General features: G+C 51.3%; 15 protein-coding genes. 3 read left to right on the top strand and 12 right to left on the bottom strand.

Annotated features, from left to right (window positions below; translation table 11 throughout):
- The first annotated feature begins 16 nt into the window (after positions 1-16).
- From AB5Z14_RS04240 to AB5Z14_RS04230, 3 genes are read left to right on the top strand one after another with little or no spacing between them, the layout of a single operon-like run.
- The gene (locus AB5Z14_RS04240) at positions 17-988 is read left to right on the top strand and encodes a glycosyltransferase family 2 protein (protein WP_368130443.1); all 972 of its coding nucleotides are present in this window, start codon (positions 17-19) and stop codon (positions 986-988) included.
- A gap of 6 nt (positions 989-994) precedes the next feature.
- Positions 995-1,963: a glycosyltransferase family 2 protein gene (locus AB5Z14_RS04235; RefSeq protein WP_117637215.1), complete on the top strand. Its 969-nt coding sequence runs from the start codon at positions 995-997 to the stop codon at positions 1,961-1,963.
- Positions 1,947-4,358, top strand: a complete 2,412-nt coding sequence (locus tag AB5Z14_RS04230; RefSeq protein ID WP_368130442.1) for a YfhO family protein — start codon at positions 1,947-1,949, stop codon at positions 4,356-4,358. Before AB5Z14_RS04235 ends, AB5Z14_RS04230 begins: the two co-directional genes overlap by 17 nt.
- 37 nt (positions 4,359-4,395) lie before the next feature.
- On the opposite strand, the gene AB5Z14_RS04225 is transcribed toward AB5Z14_RS04230, so the two are convergent.
- The 12 genes from AB5Z14_RS04225 to AB5Z14_RS04170 form a co-directional block, all read right to left on the bottom strand.
- Positions 4,396-5,850 carry a sugar nucleotide-binding protein gene (locus AB5Z14_RS04225; protein WP_368130441.1) on the bottom strand — a complete coding sequence of 485 codons (1,455 nt, stop codon included), beginning with the start codon at positions 5,848-5,850 and terminating at the stop codon, positions 4,396-4,398.
- 123 nt (positions 5,851-5,973) lie between these two features.
- Positions 5,974-6,993, bottom strand: coding sequence for a dTDP-glucose 4,6-dehydratase (rfbB, locus tag AB5Z14_RS04220; RefSeq protein WP_368130439.1), 1,020 nt, complete (start codon positions 6,991-6,993; stop codon positions 5,974-5,976).
- 75 nt (positions 6,994-7,068) lie between these two features.
- Positions 7,069-8,043, bottom strand: a complete 975-nt coding sequence (locus AB5Z14_RS04215; RefSeq protein ID WP_368130438.1) for a hypothetical protein — start codon at positions 8,041-8,043, stop codon at positions 7,069-7,071.
- 9 nt (positions 8,044-8,052) lie between these two features.
- Entirely contained in the window at positions 8,053-8,490 is a 438-nt protein-coding gene (locus tag AB5Z14_RS04210) for a DUF4869 domain-containing protein (RefSeq protein ID WP_117790449.1), read from the bottom strand.
- A gap of 95 nt (positions 8,491-8,585) precedes the next feature.
- Positions 8,586-9,485 carry a glucose-1-phosphate thymidylyltransferase RfbA gene (gene rfbA / locus AB5Z14_RS04205; RefSeq protein WP_124786700.1) on the bottom strand — a complete coding sequence of 300 codons (900 nt, stop codon included), beginning with the start codon at positions 9,483-9,485 and terminating at the stop codon, positions 8,586-8,588.
- 223 nt (positions 9,486-9,708) lie between these two features.
- Positions 9,709-12,066: a glycosyltransferase family 2 protein gene (locus AB5Z14_RS04200; protein WP_368130436.1), complete on the bottom strand. Its 2,358-nt coding sequence runs from the start codon at positions 12,064-12,066 to the stop codon at positions 9,709-9,711.
- 131 nt (positions 12,067-12,197) lie between these two features.
- Positions 12,198-13,751 (bottom strand): DUF2142 domain-containing protein, encoded by a 1,554-nt coding sequence (locus tag AB5Z14_RS04195; protein ID WP_368130435.1) that lies wholly within the window; start codon positions 13,749-13,751, stop codon positions 12,198-12,200.
- 17 nt (positions 13,752-13,768) lie between these two features.
- The gene (locus tag AB5Z14_RS04190; RefSeq protein WP_368130433.1) at positions 13,769-14,107 is read right to left on the bottom strand and encodes a DUF2304 domain-containing protein; all 339 of its coding nucleotides are present in this window, start codon (positions 14,105-14,107) and stop codon (positions 13,769-13,771) included.
- A gap of 5 nt (positions 14,108-14,112) precedes the next feature.
- Positions 14,113-14,808, bottom strand: a complete 696-nt coding sequence (locus AB5Z14_RS04185; protein ID WP_368130432.1) for a glycosyltransferase family 2 protein — start codon at positions 14,806-14,808, stop codon at positions 14,113-14,115.
- 121 nt (positions 14,809-14,929) lie between these two features.
- Positions 14,930-16,078, bottom strand: coding sequence for a glycosyltransferase family 4 protein (locus tag AB5Z14_RS04180; protein ID WP_368130431.1), 1,149 nt, complete (start codon positions 16,076-16,078; stop codon positions 14,930-14,932).
- 5 nt (positions 16,079-16,083) lie between these two features.
- Entirely contained in the window at positions 16,084-17,364 is a 1,281-nt protein-coding gene (locus AB5Z14_RS04175) for a lipopolysaccharide biosynthesis protein (RefSeq protein ID WP_368130430.1), read from the bottom strand.
- 83 nt (positions 17,365-17,447) lie between these two features.
- A partial coding sequence (locus tag AB5Z14_RS04170; RefSeq protein WP_368130428.1) for a hypothetical protein occupies positions 17,448-19,508 on the bottom strand: 2,061 nt, incomplete at its 5' end.

The raw sequence follows: 19,508 nt of genomic DNA, 5'->3' as shown, positions 1-19,508 counted from the left end.
TCCAAAGGAGCATTGAGTGAATTCTGAATCCATTGCCGTCATTATCCCCTGCTACAACGAAGCCCTCACGATCGGTAAGGTCGTCGACGACTTTCACCGCGAGCTTCCGCAGGCGACGGTCTATGTCTATGACAATAACTCGTCGGACGAGACTTCCCGCATCGCAACAGAGCATGGTGCGACGGTCCGCTTTGAGCCGCGTCAGGGCAAGGGCAACGTCTGCCGCCAGATGTTTCGCGACATCGATGCCGATTGCTACCTGATGGTCGACGGCGATGACACCTACCCCGCCGAAGCGGCCAAGGCCCTCTGCGAGCCCATCCTTAACGGCACGGCCGACATGACCGTAGGCGATCGCCTTTCCAACGGCACCTACGCCGAGGAGAACAAGCGTGCCTTCCACGGCTTTGGCAACAACCTGGTACGCGCCATGATCAAGTGGATCTATGGCTACAGCTTCGATGACGTCATGACCGGTTACCGCGCCATGAGCCGCCCATTCGTCAAAACCTTCCCTGTGCTTTCCGAGGGCTTCCAGATCGAAACCGAGCTCTCGATCCACGCCGTCGACCACCGCTGGCGCATCAAAGATGTGCCCATCGAATACCGCGACCGTCCGGAAGGTTCCGAGTCCAAGCTCAATACCGTGAGCGACGGCATTAAAGTCGTTGCGATGATCGGCACGCTGTTCAAGGACTACCGCCCGCTGAAGTTCTTCAGCCTCGTCGCGCTTCTGTTTGCGGTGATCGGCCTCGCCCTGGGCATGCCCATCGTTGTCGAGTATTTCCAGACCGGCCTCGTTCCGCGCTTCCCCACCGCCATGCTCGCCGCGTCGTTTATGTTCCTGTGCGGCCTGAGCCTTGCAACCGGATTCATCCTCGATTCCGTGGCAAAGGTCGAAAAAAAGCAGTGGGAGGTCAACGTGTATAGCAAGTACGTCTACGACGACCAGCCCGGCAAGTTCGCCACCAAGCCAAGCGAGAGGTAAACCACCATGCCGCTCATCTCCATCGTCGTGCCGTGCTACAACGAGCAGGAATCACTTCCGATCTTTCTCAAAGAGCTCGATGGCGTCGTTCGCATCATGACCCAGCAAGACCCCGGCATCTCCTTTGAGGCAGTCCTCATCGACGATGGCTCGGCAGACAAAACGCTCGCCGTCATGAAAGCAGAAGCCGCGGCGGCGCATCCATACGCCATCCGCTGGCACTCTTTCTCGCGCAACTTTGGCAAGGAGGCGGCGCTACTCGCCGGACTCCAGCACGCAAAGGGCGACTATGTCGCCACCATGGATGCCGACATGCAGGACCCGCCCTCGCTCCTGCCGCAGATGTACGAGATCTTACAAACCGAAGACTACGACAACGTCGCCACACGCAGGACCACCCGCAAAGGCGAGCCTCCCATCAGGTCGTTCTGTGCCCGTATGTTCTACAAGATCATCAACCGCATTTCCAAGGCCGACATCGTCGACGGAGCACGCGATTTTAGGCTCATGAAGCGGCCTATGGTCAACGCCATCATCTCCATGGGCGAATACAACCGATTCTCCAAGGGCATTTACGGCTGGGTGGGCTTCAAGACCAAATGGCTCCCCTACGTAAACGTCAACCGCGTGGCCGGCGAGACCAAATGGAGCTTTTGGTCGCTGCTCCTCTATTCCATCGACGGCATCGTCGCGTTTTCCACGGCACCGCTCTCCCTCGCCGCCCTCACAGGTATCGTCTTCTGTCTCATCGCTATTCTGGGATTCGTCGTCATCCTAGTAAAGACGCTTGTCTGGGGCGACCCCGTCGGCGGATGGCCGTCGCTCGCCTGCCTCATAACGCTGTTTGGCGGCATGCAACTTCTGTGCTTAGGAATCATAGGTGAATACTTGGCAAAAGCCTACTTGGAAACCAAGCGACGTCCCATCTATATCATTCGAGAATCCAACGAGGAATCTGATGACACGGCCCAATAACAGCACGCTCAAGAATGTGGCGTTCTACGCCGCCTGCTTCGCATTTTCCGTCGCACTCTTTGTCGCACTTGCAGCGGCAGGGCATGTCTACCCCTTTGGCGACAACTCGTTTCTCACCAACGATCTCAAATTCCAATACATCGACTTCTTTGCTTGGTTCCGGCGCGTCCTTTTAGGTGAGGCAAACCTTCGCTATTCCTTCTCGCAAGGACTCGGCATGAACACATGGGGGCTCTATAGCTACTACCTCGCCAGCCCCTTCAACCTGCTCTGCGCGCTGTTTCCCGCAGACAAGTTGACGCTCTTCGTGTTTGTTATCTCCGCGCTCAAACTGGGCTGCATCCACATCAGCAGCGCTTGGTATGTGCAAAAGCGCTTTGACCTGTCTAAACCCTCCATATTCCTGCTTTCCCTCTCGTTCACGTTTTGCAGCTGGACCATCAGCAACATGCGCAACCCGCTCTGGATCGACTGCCTGATCCTGCTGCCCATCTGCGCCTACGGATGCTACGAGCTCATCCGCAAGCAGCGCATGATCTGTCTCGTCATCGCAACGGCGCTCAATGTCATGTTCTGCTGGTATACGGCCTACATCAGCATCCTGTTCCTCTGCATCTTCGTATTGGTCGAATTTGTCGATTATGTTGCAGAAGAAGGATTTAGTTGGAAGCTCATGCTCGATCGGGCCCTGCGATTCGCCGGGGCCATCGCGCTTGGACTGCTTCTGTCCGCTTGGACCTTTTTGCCGACCATCCTTGCCATGTCCAAGGGCGGTCCCGTTCTAGCACTCGGCCCCCTACTTAAAACCAGCCTCAAGTCGCTCATCAGGGGCTTTCTTCCCTGCATGTGGGTAAGCAACGAAAGCACACCGCAGTTCTATTGCGGCATCATCATGATGCTGCTTGCGATGAGCCTGCTGGTTAACCGCACGGTTTCAATCAAGACGCGCATCGCAACACTCGTCGTCACGATAATCCTGGTCGCAAGCTCCGTTTTGAGCCCGCTCGAGTACATCTGGTGCGGCATGCGCGTTCCTAACGGCTTCTACTCGCGCACGGCCTTTTTGCTTAGCTTCTTTGCGCTGTGGGCTGCAGGATACGCGTTGCAGAAACTCAATGAGCAGCCAACATTACGTCGAGCCCATCGTCCGGCCATCATCATGCCGCTCCTGGCACTCACGGCAATTGAACTATTTGCCAACGCCCATGTGATGTGGAACCAACTGTACGCAGGCTATTCCGAAGATGCCAACTGTACCTATGTGACTACCGCAACCAACACGATCACAGCCATTCAAGACCAGGATTCTGCGTCATTCTACCGCATCGATCGAACGACCACGCGCGCCGATAGCGCCGCCCTCAACGAGGGCTTAACGCTTGGGTACAACCAGCTGTCGTCCTACTCATCCGCAAATAACCCGCAGGCAATTGCATTGCTCAACTCCCTTGGATACAGCGGCGTCGGCGAGTTTTCGACCCGTTATGCCGAACCCATTCTTGCCGTCGATGCCCTGCTGGGAGTTAAGTACGCCATTGCCGAGAACGCGCCTGCGGGATACGTTTCGGCCAAGACGAATAAGGCCGACTCCACAAGCGCGGTGTACGAGAACCCCTATGCGCTCAGCATTGGCGTCGCAGCCTCAAGCGATATCCAAAACAGCACGCTAAAGAGCGGGAACCCCTTCGAAAAGCAGAACGACCTCTACAGCAAAATCCTAGGCCGTGAGGTCGAGCTCTATACCAAGATCGAGGCCACGAGCACGGAGAATGGCGATAGCTTAAAGCAATGGAGCGTTACTGTACCGGCAAGCTCCATCGGGTATCTCTACATCAACAAAGATGCGACCGCCGGCAGTTATTGGCCCGTCGCCCTCACCATCGACCAGCGAACAATCAAAAACGAGGCTTGGAGATTCGACAACAATATCCGACAGATTGCAGACGCATCGGACACCCCGAGCCAGCATACGGTGGCAATCGGAGTCGCAGAGGGCTATACAGACATGCCCCAAGACAATGAGCTGGTCTTTTACGCTCTCAATCTGGACGTTTTCGAGCAGATTATTAGCGAGCTTAAGATGAGCGAGTTTATTCCGACGGTTTTTAAGGACGGAAGGATCGAAGGCGAGTATACCGCCAAGGATGACGGCAACCTGCTGCTGAGCGTTCCGTACGATGAGGGCTGGAACGTAACGGTAAACGGAACCGCCGCAGAACTAACGCCCGCCGCCGATAAGGGCCTGTCATCCCTGAACATGCAGAAAGGCGCGAATAGGATCGTGATGACCTACAAGACTCCGGGCGCCCTTGCGGGGCTTGCAGTGAGTCTGGCGACCGCCGCCGCCCTTGTTGCAGCGGGGCTATTCACCAGGCATAAGAAAAGCCGCCGTTAACAAGCGGCGGCTTTTGCTCTCGAAAAGTTGATATCGGCTAGAGCGTCTTGAGGTACTCCCCCAGCTCTTCCTCCCAGTCGGGCATGTGGAACCCGACCGACTCGAGCCTGGACAGGTCGAGCGCGGAGTGGACCGGGCGCGGGGCGATGGGGCCGGCGGCGTTCGCGTAGTAGTCGGCGGTCGACACCGGCACGACCTTGTCCCTGTTGCCGTTGGCGGCCTCGAAGACGGCGCGGGCGATGTCGGCCCAGGACTTCACGGCGCCGGAGCCGGTGCAGTCGTAGGTGCCGTAGGGGGCCTTCGCGTCCAGCACATGGAAGATGGCCTCCGCCATGTCGCGCGTGAAGGTCAGGCGGCCCAGCTGGTCGTCGACGACCGTGATCTGCTCCAGCTTGTCGTCCGGGTCGGCGACGCGGTCGGAGAGCGCCTTCATGGTCTTGACGAAGTTGTGGCCCTCGCCGATTACCCAGCTGGAGCGCATGATGTAGTGGCGCGGGCACCCGGCCACGGCGATGTCACCGGCGGCCTTGGTCTGGCCGTAGACGGAAAGCGGGCTGAACGGCTCGTCCTCCGTGTGGACCTCGGCGGTGCCGTCGAAGACGTAGTCGGAGGACACGTGGACGAGCGTGATGCCGTGCCCGGCGCAGGTGCGGGCGAGAAGCGCCGGCCCCGTGGCGTTGGCCTTCCAGGCGGTCACGCGGCCCTCGGGGGTCTCCGCTTTATCCACGGCCGTGTAGGCGCCGCAGTTGATCACGGTGCCGTAGAGCGACCAGTCGTACTGCGCATAGGCGTCGGGGTCGGACATGTCGAAGGTGTCGATGTCGCAGAAGTCGAAGTCCTTCGCCACGCCGCGCTCCTCGGCGAGCGCGCGCACCGCGCGGCCCAGCTGGCCGTCGCAGCCGGTGACGAGGGTGCGCTTCGGCGCCATCGGGACGACGTCCTTCAGCATCGGGTGGTTGAGGTCGGCCTCGGAGACAACAGCTTGGTCGAGAGGGATCGGCCACTGGATGTTGAGCTCCGGGTCGGCGAGGTTCACGAAGGTGTAGGTCCTCTTCAGCTCGAGCGACCAGTGGGCGTCCACCAGGTAGGTGTAGGCGGTGCCGTCCTCGAGCGCCTGGAAGGAGTTGCCCACGCCGCGCGGCACGTAGATGGCCTTGGAGGGGTCCAGCACGGTCGTGTAGACCTTGCCGAAGGTCTCGCTGCCCTCGCGCAGGTCCACCCAGGCGCCGAAGACCGAGCCGCGGGCCACGGAGATGAACTTGTCCCAGGGCTCGGCGTGGATGCCGCGGGTGACGCCGCGGCTGTCGTTGTAGGAGATGTTGTTCTGGACGACGCGGAGGCCCGGGATCCCGAGCGCGCACATCTTGGCGCGCTGCCAGTTCTCCTTGAACCAGCCGCGCGAGTCGCCGTGGACGGCCAGGTCGACGACCTTGAGGCCCTCGATGCCGGTCTCGGTGACGGAGAGGTCCTTCTCGAATGCGATGTCTGCCATGTGGGAAAAGCTCCTATCGATGAGGTTGGATAACCGGGGGCGCCCGCGCGGGGACGCAGGATCATCCCCATGCCCTGCGGCCCCGCGCGGGCGCCCCGCGGCGCGGTACGCCGGGATGCGGTCTTACTGGCCCTGCGCCCTGTATCTGGCCTCGGTGGCCTCCTTGGCCGGGCGCCACCAGGACTCGTTGGCGACGTACCAGTCGATCGTCTGCTTGAGTCCCTCGGCGAAGTCGGTGTGGGCCGGCCTCCAGCCCAGCTCGCGCTGGAGCTTGGTGGAGTCGATGGCGTAGCGGCGGTCGTGGCCGGGGCGGTCGGCGACCCAGTCGAAGTCCTCGGGGTCGCGGCCCATGGCCTCGAGGATCATGCGCAGGACGGTGATGTTGTTCTTCTCGCCGTCGGCGCCGATGAGGTAGGTCTCCCCCATGCGGCCGCGGGTCAGGATGTCCCAGACGGCCGAGGAGTGGTCCTCGGTGTGGATCCAGTCGCGGACGTTCTCGCCCTTCCCGTAGAGCTTGGGGCGGACGCCGTCGATGATGTTCGTGATCTGCCTGGGGATGAACTTCTCCACGTGCTGGTAGGGGCCGTAGTTGTTGGAGCAGTTGGAGATCGTGGCGCGAAGGCCGTAGGTGCGGGTCCATGCGCGCACGAGCATGTCGGAGCTCGCCTTGGTCGAGCTGTACGGAGAGGACGGCTTGTAGGGCGTCTCCTCGGTGAACTTCGCCGGGTCGTCGAGCGCCAGGTCGCCGTAGACCTCGTCGGTGGAGACGTGGTGGTAGCGGATGCCGTGCTTGCGGACGGCCTCCAGCAGGCGGAAGGTGCCCTCCACGTTGGTGCGCAGGAACGGCTCGGGGTCGGCGATGGAGTTGTCGTTGTGGCTCTCTGCGGCGTAGTGCACGATGGCGTCGTGGCCCGGGACGATCCTGTCCAGCAGCTCGGCGTCGCAGATGTCGCCCACGACGAGCTCCACGCGGTCGGAGGGCAGGCCCGCGATGTTCTCGGGGTTGCCGGCGTAGGTCAGCTTGTCCAGGACGGTCACGTGCACCCCGGGGTGGTTGTTGACCACGTAGTGCACGAAGTTGCTGCCGATGAAGCCGCAGCCGCCCGTGACGATGATGTTCTTGGGTTCAAAAATCTCAGACATGAAAATCCAATCTGAAGCATGTACAGCTTCTTTAGTATGCCGCAGGAAGTGACGCCGCGACACTATTCAACAAAACTATCGGACATTTCGGCATGCGATAAGAGCCATAACCTTCGCAGAATTACCTCCCGTACAAAACGCCTCCGGAATGCAGTCTTTGTCGTAGTGAAAAACCGAATCCCCAGTTATTTCACGTAAGTACTTATAGAAGAAATCCTCCCAGCTTTTAAACTTCTCACTGTTTACAAAGGCTTCTGGGGTTTCCAAAACCGTCTTAACATCTAGCCCTGGAATTACGCCGGAGCTCAGCAGAAGCCATTCGAACGACTCGGGAAGACAAACCGTAACAGTATCGCGGTGAATGTCTTGCAGCTTAAGGACGCGGTCCGCATAGCACCCAAATGCCGCTCCGTCCGCAACAACAAACACGCGATCGTCGAGATGCTGATCCAACCAGCGCAAAATCGCGCTGTTCGTCATGGCCGAAGTACAGGTAAGCTCACTGTCAGCGAAATGCCGTTCAAAGAACTGGAAACCAGACTTACTGTCCTCGCATAGAAGGATAGAAAAGTCCTGTTTTGGCGCCGACCGGGAAATAGCATAACGATGATTCCCGCGATCTTGATAAACAGGGATGAAAGAATGGTATTTTCCGCTCGTCTTAATCTTGTAAATCTCATCCACGCTATACGGAAGATTGGGGAAATCAGCCCTTGAGATCAGCACGAAATAATTCGAGGAATACAGCACATGATGGGCAAACTCATCAGAATGAATCTCTTTTAAGCCCTCATCGACAAATACAATCGAGTCATGAACGGACGAAAGCTGGTTTCGCCAATCATAATCGGTCAAAGCGACACAGGGACAATCACATTGCAAGGAAACACCCGACTGCTCGCCCGTTCGCATGTAGTCTGCGACCATGTCAAACAGTGTCGTCTTACCCGTGCCGCTATCGCCACGCACAATAGTGATGTTCCGCTTGATGGTAAATGTGTACTTAGTTCCCCTGCGGCGGGAAATCTTAACGAGATGCGAACCGTTCATAAGCAGTACCTACAGATACGGAATCGACTCGTGAATCAATTCGGCCATGTTGTGAACGATTCGGCCGCTATTCACGACTTTAATTTTAAAATCCTCGCGACCAAAGTCCATCACATGATAGAGATTCACAACGAGCTTGCGATCTTTCGCCATGTCGAGAATCCACTTGGCACAGTTGTCACCACAGGTAGAAGCGTTAAAAATTTGCTTACGATCAAATCTCATAAGCAGCAGCGTTTTCACGCCACCAGAAAGCTGGAGTGGGGAGATGGATCCAAGCACAGGGCTTTCAATGACGTTTTCGGAGACAACATCCGATCGATCGACATCTTTAATTATCGAGACTGCATAGGGATTCGTAATCCAAGAAGACCGGTAAGAGTTTTTGAAATATGTCGCTGTGTTGTAAATCGCTTCTGGCATATCGCCAAAGTAGACGCTTAACACATCCACTCCCAATCATATTGTCTTTATGGTCAACGTAATCATAACGAAAGGGGCCACCAGATAAACGGTGGCCCCTAAAAGAAAACAAGCTGGCGCTAGTACTCGCGCGGGCTGTTGACGATCTCGCCGGCGGCGACCTTCTTCAGGTGCTGCCCGTAGACCGACTTACCGTAGGCCTTGGCGGCCTCCTCAAGCTCGGCGGTCGTGATCCAGCCGTTCTCCCAGGCGATCTCCTCGGGGACGGACACGGGAAGGTCCTGGGAGTGCTCCACGGCGCGGACGAACTCCGCGGCCTCGTGCAGGCTCTCCATGGTGCCGGTGTCCAGCCAGGCGTACCCGCGGCCGAGGGTGACGACGGACAGCGTCCCCTCCTCCAGGTACATCTGGTTGAGCGTGGTGATCTCCAGCTCGCCGCGGGCCGACGGCTCGACCCCATGCGCCTTGGCGGCCACGTCGCCCGGGTAGAAGTACAGGCCGGTGACGGCATAGGAGCTCTTGGGCTCGGCGGGCTTCTCCTCGATGGAGACGGCCCTGCCTTCCCCGTCGAACTCCACGACGCCGAAGCGCTCGGGGTCGTCCACGTGGTAGCCGAAGACCGTGGCCCTACCGGACTCGGCGTTCTGGACGGCGCGCGTCAGGTGGCGCGACAGGCCGTTGCCGTAGAAGATGTTGTCGCCGAGCACGAGGGCGCACGGCTCGCCGTCGATGAACTCCTCGCCGATGGTGAACGCCTGCGCCAGGCCGTCCGGCGAGGGCTGCTCGGCATAGGAGAGGTTCACGCCGTAGCGCGAGCCGTCCCCGAGCAGGCGCTCGAAGTTGGGCAGGTCGGTCGGCGTGGAGATGACCAGGATGTCCCGGATGCCCGCCAGCATGAGGGTGGACAGCGGGTAGTAGATCATGGGCTTGTCGTAGACCGGCAGCAGCTGCTTGGAGGTCACGAGCGTGAGCGGGTACAGGCGCGTGCCGGACCCGCCGGCGAGGATGATGCCTTTCATAGCTGATAAGCCTTCCAAAACATAGTTTTAATTCAACTCCATTCTAAGATGAATGGAGTTGAAAAGCGTGAACTATGTACAAGAACCATGAACCAAATAAGCGCATACACGATTAAATTTACAGAGTGCCCAGGAGACCAGGCATTGTCTGACTTCGTCATTAAACAGTGGCCAATCCGCACTAGGTTGAATACGTACGGATTGCCCCATCAGACAAAGCAAGCTAACGCGTGCTCATTGGGCAATGATAGGGATCACCATTTACATAATAATCGGCCCATGCAGTCCGCAATTTACCCTGCTCCCGCATAAAACGAGCCTTCTTTGCACCAGTTTCATAGCCACGGCTAAACGACTCATAGTGGTAGAGAAGCGCGTCAGCATCGAACACGACCAACTGATCAAGCGAGCGAACCCTTAGGCAATAATCAACATCATTAAAGGCCACTTCAAAGCTCTCATTAAAACCGCCAAGCTGTTCGAATATAGAGCGTTTCGTCATCATACAGGCAGCAGTAACAGCGGAAAGGTCCTGAGAGATTACGGCTCGGCGCATATAGCCAGGATCGTCACGGTCAATATTATTGAAAACGTGAATGGGGCCGCCCATTTCGTTCTCGCTGTTGCAATAAATCATTAAAACGCCAGCATGCTGAACGGTGTTATCAGGGTAGAGAAGTTTTGCGCCAACGACACCCACATCATCGCGTTGGCAGAAACCAAGCATTGAAGAAAGCCAGTTCGGCTCAATAACTTCAGTATCATTATTCAGGAACAAAAGGTACTCCCCATTGGTCATACCGACACCGTAGTTATTAATAGCAGAATAATTAAAGGGGCCTTCCCAGGTTGCAACTCGAACGTTTTCAAAAGCGGCACAAACGCTGTCGTAATACTCGAACGTCTCTTTTTCGACACTATTATTTTCGATAATAAGGATCTCGTAGTTCGAATAAGATGTTTTGCCTTCAATTGATTCAATACATCTACGGAGAACTTCAACGCTGTCCTTGTTAGGGATAACAATACTTACAAGAGGTTCATCATCTATAGCGTAAGAAACATGATAAAAGCAGGGAGTATCGGTCAGCTCTGCCGAGGCATTTAGTCCGCATCTATCCAAATGCTCTTGCAAGGCACGCCGGCCAGCCTCGTCAGCATAATTTTTGTTGCCAGCGCTCTTAGCAGTGGAAGAATCGCTGATGCGCCAATGGTAGAGAACCTCGCGAACATGGAAAAAGCTATGGGTTCTCTCGGAAAGACGAAAAAGGAAATCATAGTCTTGTGCCCCATCGAAAGCTTTACGAAGCATTAGCTCTTTAACCAGCGTGGAACGAACGCAAAGCAAATGAGTGATGTAATTGTGCACGCGCAGCAGGTCAAGATTGAAATCACATTTGTAGTGAGGATCAACATAATCGCCCGCCTCATTGAGGAAGTCTTCGTCGCAATACAAAGCATCCGTATCAAAATGAGCCGAAATCCGTTCTGCATATCTATATAAAGCAAATCGATCAAGGGTGTCATCGTGATCGAAGAACACAATGTAGTCGCCGGAAGCAGCCTCAATACCCGCGTTTGTATTCTCAGCGATTCCCTTGTTTTCAGTTAGGGTAACAACCTTAATTCTTGAATCCGACAGCCTAACAAGCTCGGCAGAAAGCGCGGCATTATTTGGGCTAGCGTTTACAAGAATTAACTCCCAATTTTCATAAACCTGCTCCTCAACCGAATTAACCATATCCCAGAAAAAAGAGACAGGGGTATTGAAGAGGGGGACAATAATGCTGAATTTCACACCTTTTTGAATCGTGGGGACATCTTGAGAACGAAGGAAAGAAAGCGAACGCTTCCTCATTCTCGCTAGATGAACATAGGTATCAATATAGGCGGATTTATAGAATGCAGGAGATCTTGAATCCAACATATATTTAACTGCAGCTGGGTCCAAGGATAGAAAACCGGAACCCTGCAGATTATCCCCAGATGCAACCAAGCAGAATGTTTTATCGCCCTTAGGAATCCGGAGAGAAAAGGACGACTCGTAACGGTAAAAGCCTTGATACTTAATTTGTGAAGGTTTGCCCAAATATACGGGATAGTTTTCGAGGACTTCAGAATCACCATCGATAACATAGACACGTTTTAAAGAATCGATCTTAGGGGAACATATAACACCCTTGAGAATGATTTCATTCTTCTCGAAGGCCTCAACTGCGACATTACAACGAATATGAATTTTTCCAAAATAAGAATCGGATTCAATATTGCGAAAGCGAGAAGTGGAGGAAGGATTGATTTTGTAATTAAGACGAGAAATCCATTTAATTGCACCGAAGGAAAGAGAGGTATCGAATTTATCTGCTCCGGCTACAGAAATCCTAAGACCCTTACACGATAGGAGCGGCACTGCGATAGCAGCGATTTCGACATCCTGATGATAGTGAAGCGAAAAGGGGACAGACGCCCCTGCATCAGTCGCCACATTAACAGAAACAAATTCTTTGTCGCTATGCTTTAGCTTGAACGGGATATATGCCGCGCCAAAACCACGGCATATTCCCCTATAGTAAATTCCCATTATCTGACCATCCCCTAAAACTAAAATGCGCCATTATCCTTACCCACCTGATTAGTATCCCGGTAAAGAAGTTAAATACCAAGGTGAAATCAATTGGAGATATCTACAAGACAATAAAGCGCGCTGAAAGACTAAAGTGTAGCAATGGATACCAAGCGCACAATATATAAAATGCCGGTCAGGACTTCCACCTGAAATAACTTATGAATAAAAGAACCCTTAAATTCAATATTGGGAAAACGAAGAGCCGAGAGAACAAATGGAACAATCGGTAAAAAGTAACGTCCTTGAACACCCATAACAACATTTTCAGTATCAAAAGTGCAGCATAGCCACATCGAAAGAATTGCCCCAAATGCCGAGATGAGTGAAGCAGCAATAAAACAGCACCTTACAGGGAGGTTTAGTTCAGGAAAGTAATTCTCGTCTTTAATGCAACAAAAAAAGGCAAGAAACAAATATACGACCATTAAATAAATCGGCATCGCTAGATTGGTCTGCAGCCAACCAAGCTCATAACCAAACATCGTTTCCCAGTAATAATCTAAACCATTAATCAAAGTTCGTATAAGCATAACGAAGGAAGTAAACGGGTGGCTCAAGATCCCAGCCATGGAATAGAAATGGCCGACTTCAGCCCCTCGTACATCAAATGAAACGGAAGCAGATGCGAAAGAAGCAATAGAGGAAAGGCTGAAGATTCCGATAGAAACAAAAGGCAATAACAGAATCAGTGCCTTTGAGATGATCGCTGTTCGTCTATCAGAGAATTTGTCATTCGGTATAAATATAAATAAAAACAAAACTGTGCAATAAATGGATTTACAGGGCGCAAAGAAAAACGCTAAGATCGCGAATCCAATAACTTCTCTATATGAAATCTCATGCTCTCCACATGCAAAAGCGCGCATAAGCAGCGAAAACACAAGCAAGGATAAGCCAATGATTCCCGCATCATAAGAATAGGAAGAAGCAAGGTGCAGTGTCATTGGGAGAAAGGCGATAAATAGGATGATATGCTTAAAATAAGGAGTCAATTTATATGAGACGACCACAAGAATAAAGAAGGCCACAGCAGAGAATAGCCGACCAAGATAAAAGGTCGGAACAGCACCGAAAGTGAAGGCGATACCTGCGGCAAGCCCTATCATCGAGGGAAGTTTACAAATAAAATTACAATTGCCAATTGTGAACTCATAGCCGCCCACAGTTATATCAACTGAGTCATTCGCCCAGAGGCTAAAGCAAGAAGTCAGGCTGCTAAAGGAGTGATTGCCGATGTTTTTAGAAGACTCCCCAAATAAATCTATTAAGTCATGATCAATAGACCTAATGGGGAATTCCCCTCCAGCAAAGGATGCCCTTCCCTTAAAACAGTCCAACAACCAATAGGAAGAGAGATAGTGGTACACCTCATCAGGAACACCGAAAGGAGGAAAGAAGACGACAAAAAAAATGAGAGCAAGCGCTAAAGAGCCAAAAATATATGGCATCTTGTACCGGAAATCGGACTTAATGCAAAACAAATAGTAGGTAAGAACGCTATAAATTACAGACACAGTACCGATCAATAGCGTAATCTTACGTGGATTGCTGTAGAAATAGTAAAAACAGTAGAGAGAGAAAAATACCCCAAGCAACACCAAAGAGAAGTATTTATGGCTTTCGCGCTTGATTGCCTTCAAAGTAGCAGCCTTTCACCTTATCGAGCGTTTCTATCCTGTCCAAGAGCTATTGACTGAACAAGGGAGTTGAGACGTTCTTCCTGTTTTGCTAAGCGAAGTGAATTCGAAAAGTCGCGAAGCACAAGAACGAAAATAACAAATAGAAAAACAAAATTCGATGCACTCATAAACCCAAAACACCGAGAAATAAACTCAGTAAAGTCAGGAAATATAGCCATTAAAACAAAGCACAGACAGAAAATTAACCAAAAAAAGCAATCAAGTGCCTGCATCTGTGACCTTTTAAGCTTTGAAACAATAAACAGAAGAACCAGGACTGCGAAGAAAATCAAGAAGACGCGAAGCGTTACGGACATAAAAATCACCTGAACCTCTGCACAAATAAAAGTGAGACGACTACCCTTACCATATACTGCACCGATTTGACAGGATTAAGATAGCTCTCTCCGCCCTGGCGCTCACGCATGGACACCTGAACTTCAGAGACTGAATAACCGCGCTTAATGAGCAATGCGATTGTTTCGGGTTCCGGATTTAAGCTCTTATCAGAATAAAACTCCTCGAGAACAGGCTTGGAAAACAATCTGAAACCCGATGTTGGATCAGCAATACGCTGCCCGCACATCAGTTTAATGAGAAATGAAATAAGTCTCGATCCGGCCATACGCATCGAGGTATCTTTTTTTTCAGTTATGAATCTCGAACCAATAACGATATCGCTACTGGTTTTATGGGCTTCATCCACCAGAACGGGAAGATATTCAGGTTTATGCTGGCCATCTGCATCAAATTGAATTAAATAGTCATAACCGTTATCAACAGCATATCGAACTGCAGTCTGAAAACCGACGGTAAGTCCGCAGTTAATTGGCATAGTAATTACTTTGCAATTTAATCTTTTTAGAATAGATCCAGTATCATCCGTCGAACCATCATTAATTACAACAAAATCGTACTGAGGCGCTTTCGAACGCAATTCAGCAATCGTGCCTTCAATACACTCCTCTTCGTTATAAGCGGGAATTGCAATAAGAACCTTGCAACCAGTAGAAGCCATCATCATTCCTTAAATGAAACTAATCAGAGCCAAACATATTGTAGAGAGTCGTCAGAACCAAATATCATATAAAAGATGCGGTCTTTCATATCCATAATAATTGAATATTGAACACCCACCCCTAGTGATTCGCGTTCATGGCGTTTTCCGCCTGCTGTGCGGTTTTCGAGAATGAAAAATCGCTAACAGCTCGCTCCCAAATATTTTTGGATTGGGTTTTGAGCAGTTTACGATTTGAATCTAAATATTTAAGACGCTCTACTATCTCAGCAGCATCTCCGGATTTCATTATTGATCCGTAGCTACCATTCAAAATAAGCTCAGACGCACCACCAACATCTGTTGTCAAAGAGGGGCATCCGCATGCAGACGCCTCAAGAAGCGTAGTGCAAAAACCCTCAGAGCGAGATGGCAAGCACAGTAAATCAGAGTCCAAGAAAAGTGCAGCCATGTCATTTCGATTCAGCCTACCGACATAAATGAAATTGGAAGAGCAAGCATTCTCGACTTCAGCTTTCATAGGCCCATCACCTGCAATAACGAAAACAACATTCTGCTCGATGAGTTCCTCATTTGAAGAAGCTTCGATAATCTGAGCGATGCCCTTTTCTGGAATCAATCGACCAGCAACAGCTACCAAAAGACAGTCAGACGTCAACTGAAACTCTTCCCTAAAACTTCTACCGGAACTCGAAGATGAAAATGCGGTAGCATCAATTGAATTTGAGATTACGCCTTTGGCTTCAATTCTAAAATTGCGAAGCCATTCACAGCTTTTTTCCGAAATTCCATAATAATCGGGAGAAAACCCCTTACCGATAAAAGTAATAAAGTGCTCGTAAGCTTTAGCAGCCAAATTTAATATTGGACTACCAAAACTCAGATATGCAGATCCATGATCAAGTACGACAGGCTTGATTCTCCTGGACTTGGAATAAATTAAGCCAACAATGGACAGAAAGTAAAAGCGCGTATTGATTAGAACGCCATCGATCTCGGTGCTGCCGAGTTTTTCCTTAAGCAAACTATGGGACTTAATAAATGAATTAAGACAAAACCTTCCACCCAAAAAGGATATACAAGGGACTCGAATAATAGTGACTCCATGCTCATCGACGCTCGAATCCGAAAGTCCAGGCAATTTGTTGGTCACGATATAGACTTTATTACCCTCAGCGCATAATTCATGCGCGAGGTTTTCGGTAAATATCTCCACTCCTCCCAAGTGAGGGAGGTAACAGGCGCTGAAAATCAAATAATTGCTGTGCACTTACTTTACTTCCCCGTTGTTGTCGAATTTCTCGTTAGTCGCTTGATCGTATTTGCGAGAGATATACAAAGCGCAATTGAACCGATGATAAAGGAAATGACTATTGCTATGCTTACGCCATTGGGCCCGAACAAAGATACAAACCAAATAGTAAGTGGTCCAACGATCAGCAGTGGAATCAAATTACAAATCAGACTTGCCCTCATATTCCTAAAAACAATCGACAAGTCAGTTAGATAGCCAATCAACGCGGTGGACACCGCACTTACTAGAGCCAAATACAGCAAGTCTGTATAGCCGCTAATTGAAGAGCCAAACACCGTACGCAGAAACCAGTCCCCAAAAAGGTAGGAAAAAACAAGGCTTACCCCTGTAATAAACAGGAAGCAGGCAACACTTACAACAAACGATTTCCGTATCTTTTTAAAATCACCGTTATACAGATATGCCGCATAATCACCCAAGAGAGGAGCGTACACAAATGAAGCTCCCGCTTGCACGATAACGGCTGGGGTACAAACGGACGCATAGATCCCCAATATTTCAGATCCAGACATATAGTCGAGTAGTTGTCTGGATACTGTTGTTACAGCGGAACAGCAGACGACACCAATGGCCGACGGCAAACACTCAACAAATAAGTTACGCCAACGGGATGCAGAAAATGCAAAATGAAATTCGCCAGCATTGCAAACAGAAAAGGCGCCGTACCAATCCAACAATAGAATTGGGACGTTAACCAGAATCATACACAGAAATGAAACATTTAGACTCTTCAAAAAAGCAAAGCTGAGAATAAATACAAGAAGTGATAATACGCCGCGCACGAACATCGAAATCCCGCATAGATCCATTCTGCGGGATTTTTGATCAATCCCGTGCAGCACATCAATAAATACTTCGAATGATTTATAAACACAGTAAAGAAAAACCGAAAAAGCTGTAGGAAGGCTACATGTAAAGATGGCATATAAGAGAACAAAAGCAAGTCCCATTGCCATTGAAATCAATCTAAAGCAGATGTATTCAGAAGCAGAATACTCGCAAGTCAGATCTGATACTTGATAAGAACGAATTTTAAACAAGCCAACTTGAGCATATATATTTGCAATGGACATGCAGATCGCCAATACGCCAGCATCGCTATATCCATTCGATAACCTTGCGGCAAATACGGTAATCAGCCACTGACATCCAAGAAACACTAGGGAGCCCAAAGCGTTCCACATAATGTTTTCGCGTGTCGTAAGATCTTTTGTTTTGAAATTATTGAAAAACATCGACATCTATAAGAACAGCCATTTCTTCTGAAAGAACACAGGAGCGCACGAGCAATATCGGAAATAAGAATGCACGCACGCTCACATGTCTATTTGATCAGGACGACAGATTGCCTGACCTCTCCCTTATTAGCGTTATTAAAGCATGGACCAATTAGATTACCAGGCAATATCTGATGCCACATCTTGTTCTCATAAGGAGTATCACCCCAGAAAAAGCCAATATGGCAATCAATTGAACCATCCGTCTTAAAGAAAATGATATCCCCCTTTTGAGCATATCCGCTATTAAGCATATCTTGGACAGTTCGGAACTCATACATTTTGCAACCGGAATCGCAGGCATACCCATACCATCGCCAAGCGTTAATGTAGCCGCCACCACCAGGGCCACCGGCCCATGGAGAATGGGAATTATTCCAACCTATCGAAGAGACATTTCCACCGACAGCAGCGTAAGCATGGGCAACAAAGCCTGTGCAATTCATGCCGGTAAAACCATCCCATCTTGGGCTTCCGTTGGGGTAAAGACAGGTATCGTATGAAAAGCCACTCGAATACCTAGTTCCCAAATAATAAGAGTCATATTGATGGGACATAAGCCATGTCACCAAACTAATCCTGCTGACGCCAAGCACAGTGGAACTGCCAATGGGGTTGTAGTAAATCTGAGTCGACTTAGTATGAACCGTGCCGTCAGGATAAGTTACATCACAGTAAAGATCATAGTAACCCGAGTTTAAGCCCAGCTCAGACGGGTTGAAATGCGCATTATTTTCGGTAGAGCCGTTCTTCAGTACTCCCCAACTGCTCCAATCAGGTTTTGCCCAAACAAATTTAAATTGAAATTGTCCGGATTTCTCCGCATCAAGGGTGCCCAGATCTGCGCGCACACCCCATGAAAGATTGCCGTCAGTAGAAACTGCAGCAACCCCAGAAAAACCCCAGACACCAATATGCACGTTACGGGAAGTCACCTTACCGTCTGATCCGCTTACATCACAATAAATGTCATATTCACCGGGGCTATCAGGAGTCCAAGACAGAGCAGGGTTCGATCCGCTCTGAGCTACGCCCCATTTTGACCAGTTATTTTTACTCCAAACAAACTTATATGATAGAAATCCTGTAACTCCGTCACAGTTTGCTCGGATCGACACCTTCTCGCCAGGCTTAATCAAGGCATCAGAAGTAGACAGGGAAGTATAAGTCCATTGTTCGGGCGCGAAATGACAATTAGCGCTACACGTAAGAGTTTGTCCAGTATTTGTATCAACTACATCAACATAGATGGATACATCACCCGTATATTTCACGGACCAGTCTAAAGAGGACTTTCCCTCACCTGAATCAATAACACCCCATTCCTTCCAAGAATGTTTCATCCATACATATTTATAAAAGATTCCTTGGTTTTTGCGAATGCTCAGGTTCGGTGTAATCACAACTGAATCACCAGCGGTTGCTACGCCATTAGGAGACTCAATGGATATCGAGTTGAAATTATCCAGATTATTCTCCACGTGCACCGGGAACTTGCGGGTGGTCACCCTGCCGGTCGAGTCGACGGCGTCCACCCAGATGTTCACGTCGCCGGTTACCTCGGGGACCCAGGAGCACGAGGCGGACGAATCGCCCTTGCGGATCGTGCCCCAACGGGCCCAGCCGCCCTGCTCCCAGACGAACTTGTAGCTGAGGGAGCCAGAGTTGCCGGACACGGACAGGCCGAGCTTGCACTCGTCGCCGAGGAGGGGCGCGCCGCCGTCTGACGCCTCGGCGGAGAGGCCGTCGAGGGAGAAGTCCTCGGCTATGTTGACCGACAGCGTCTCGGTCGCAGACAAGCCACCGACCATGACATCGACATAGATCTCGTACTTGCCCGAGGAAGACGGCTTCCAAGTGCAGGAAGTCGCAGCGGAAGCCGCTTGGGCCGTCCCCCACTTGGACCAGGAGTCCTTCTGCCAGACGAACTTGAGCTCAGCCCCCGGCGCCGCGGCGGCATGGATGCCGACGCTCATGCCGGGCGCCCACTGCATGTCCGTCCCCCCATCGACCGAGACGCGGCAAGCGTCAACGTGCACCGGGAACTTGCGGGTGGTCACCCTGCCGGTCGAGTCGACGGCGTCCACCCAGATGTTCACGTCGCCGGT

It is taken from the genome of Collinsella aerofaciens, from assembly GCF_040910265.1.
Lineage (GTDB): Bacteria > Actinomycetota > Coriobacteriia > Coriobacteriales > Coriobacteriaceae > Collinsella > Collinsella aerofaciens_BK.
The sequence above is the reverse complement of the archived record's forward strand: the minus strand, read 5'-3'. Positions and strand labels throughout refer to the sequence as shown.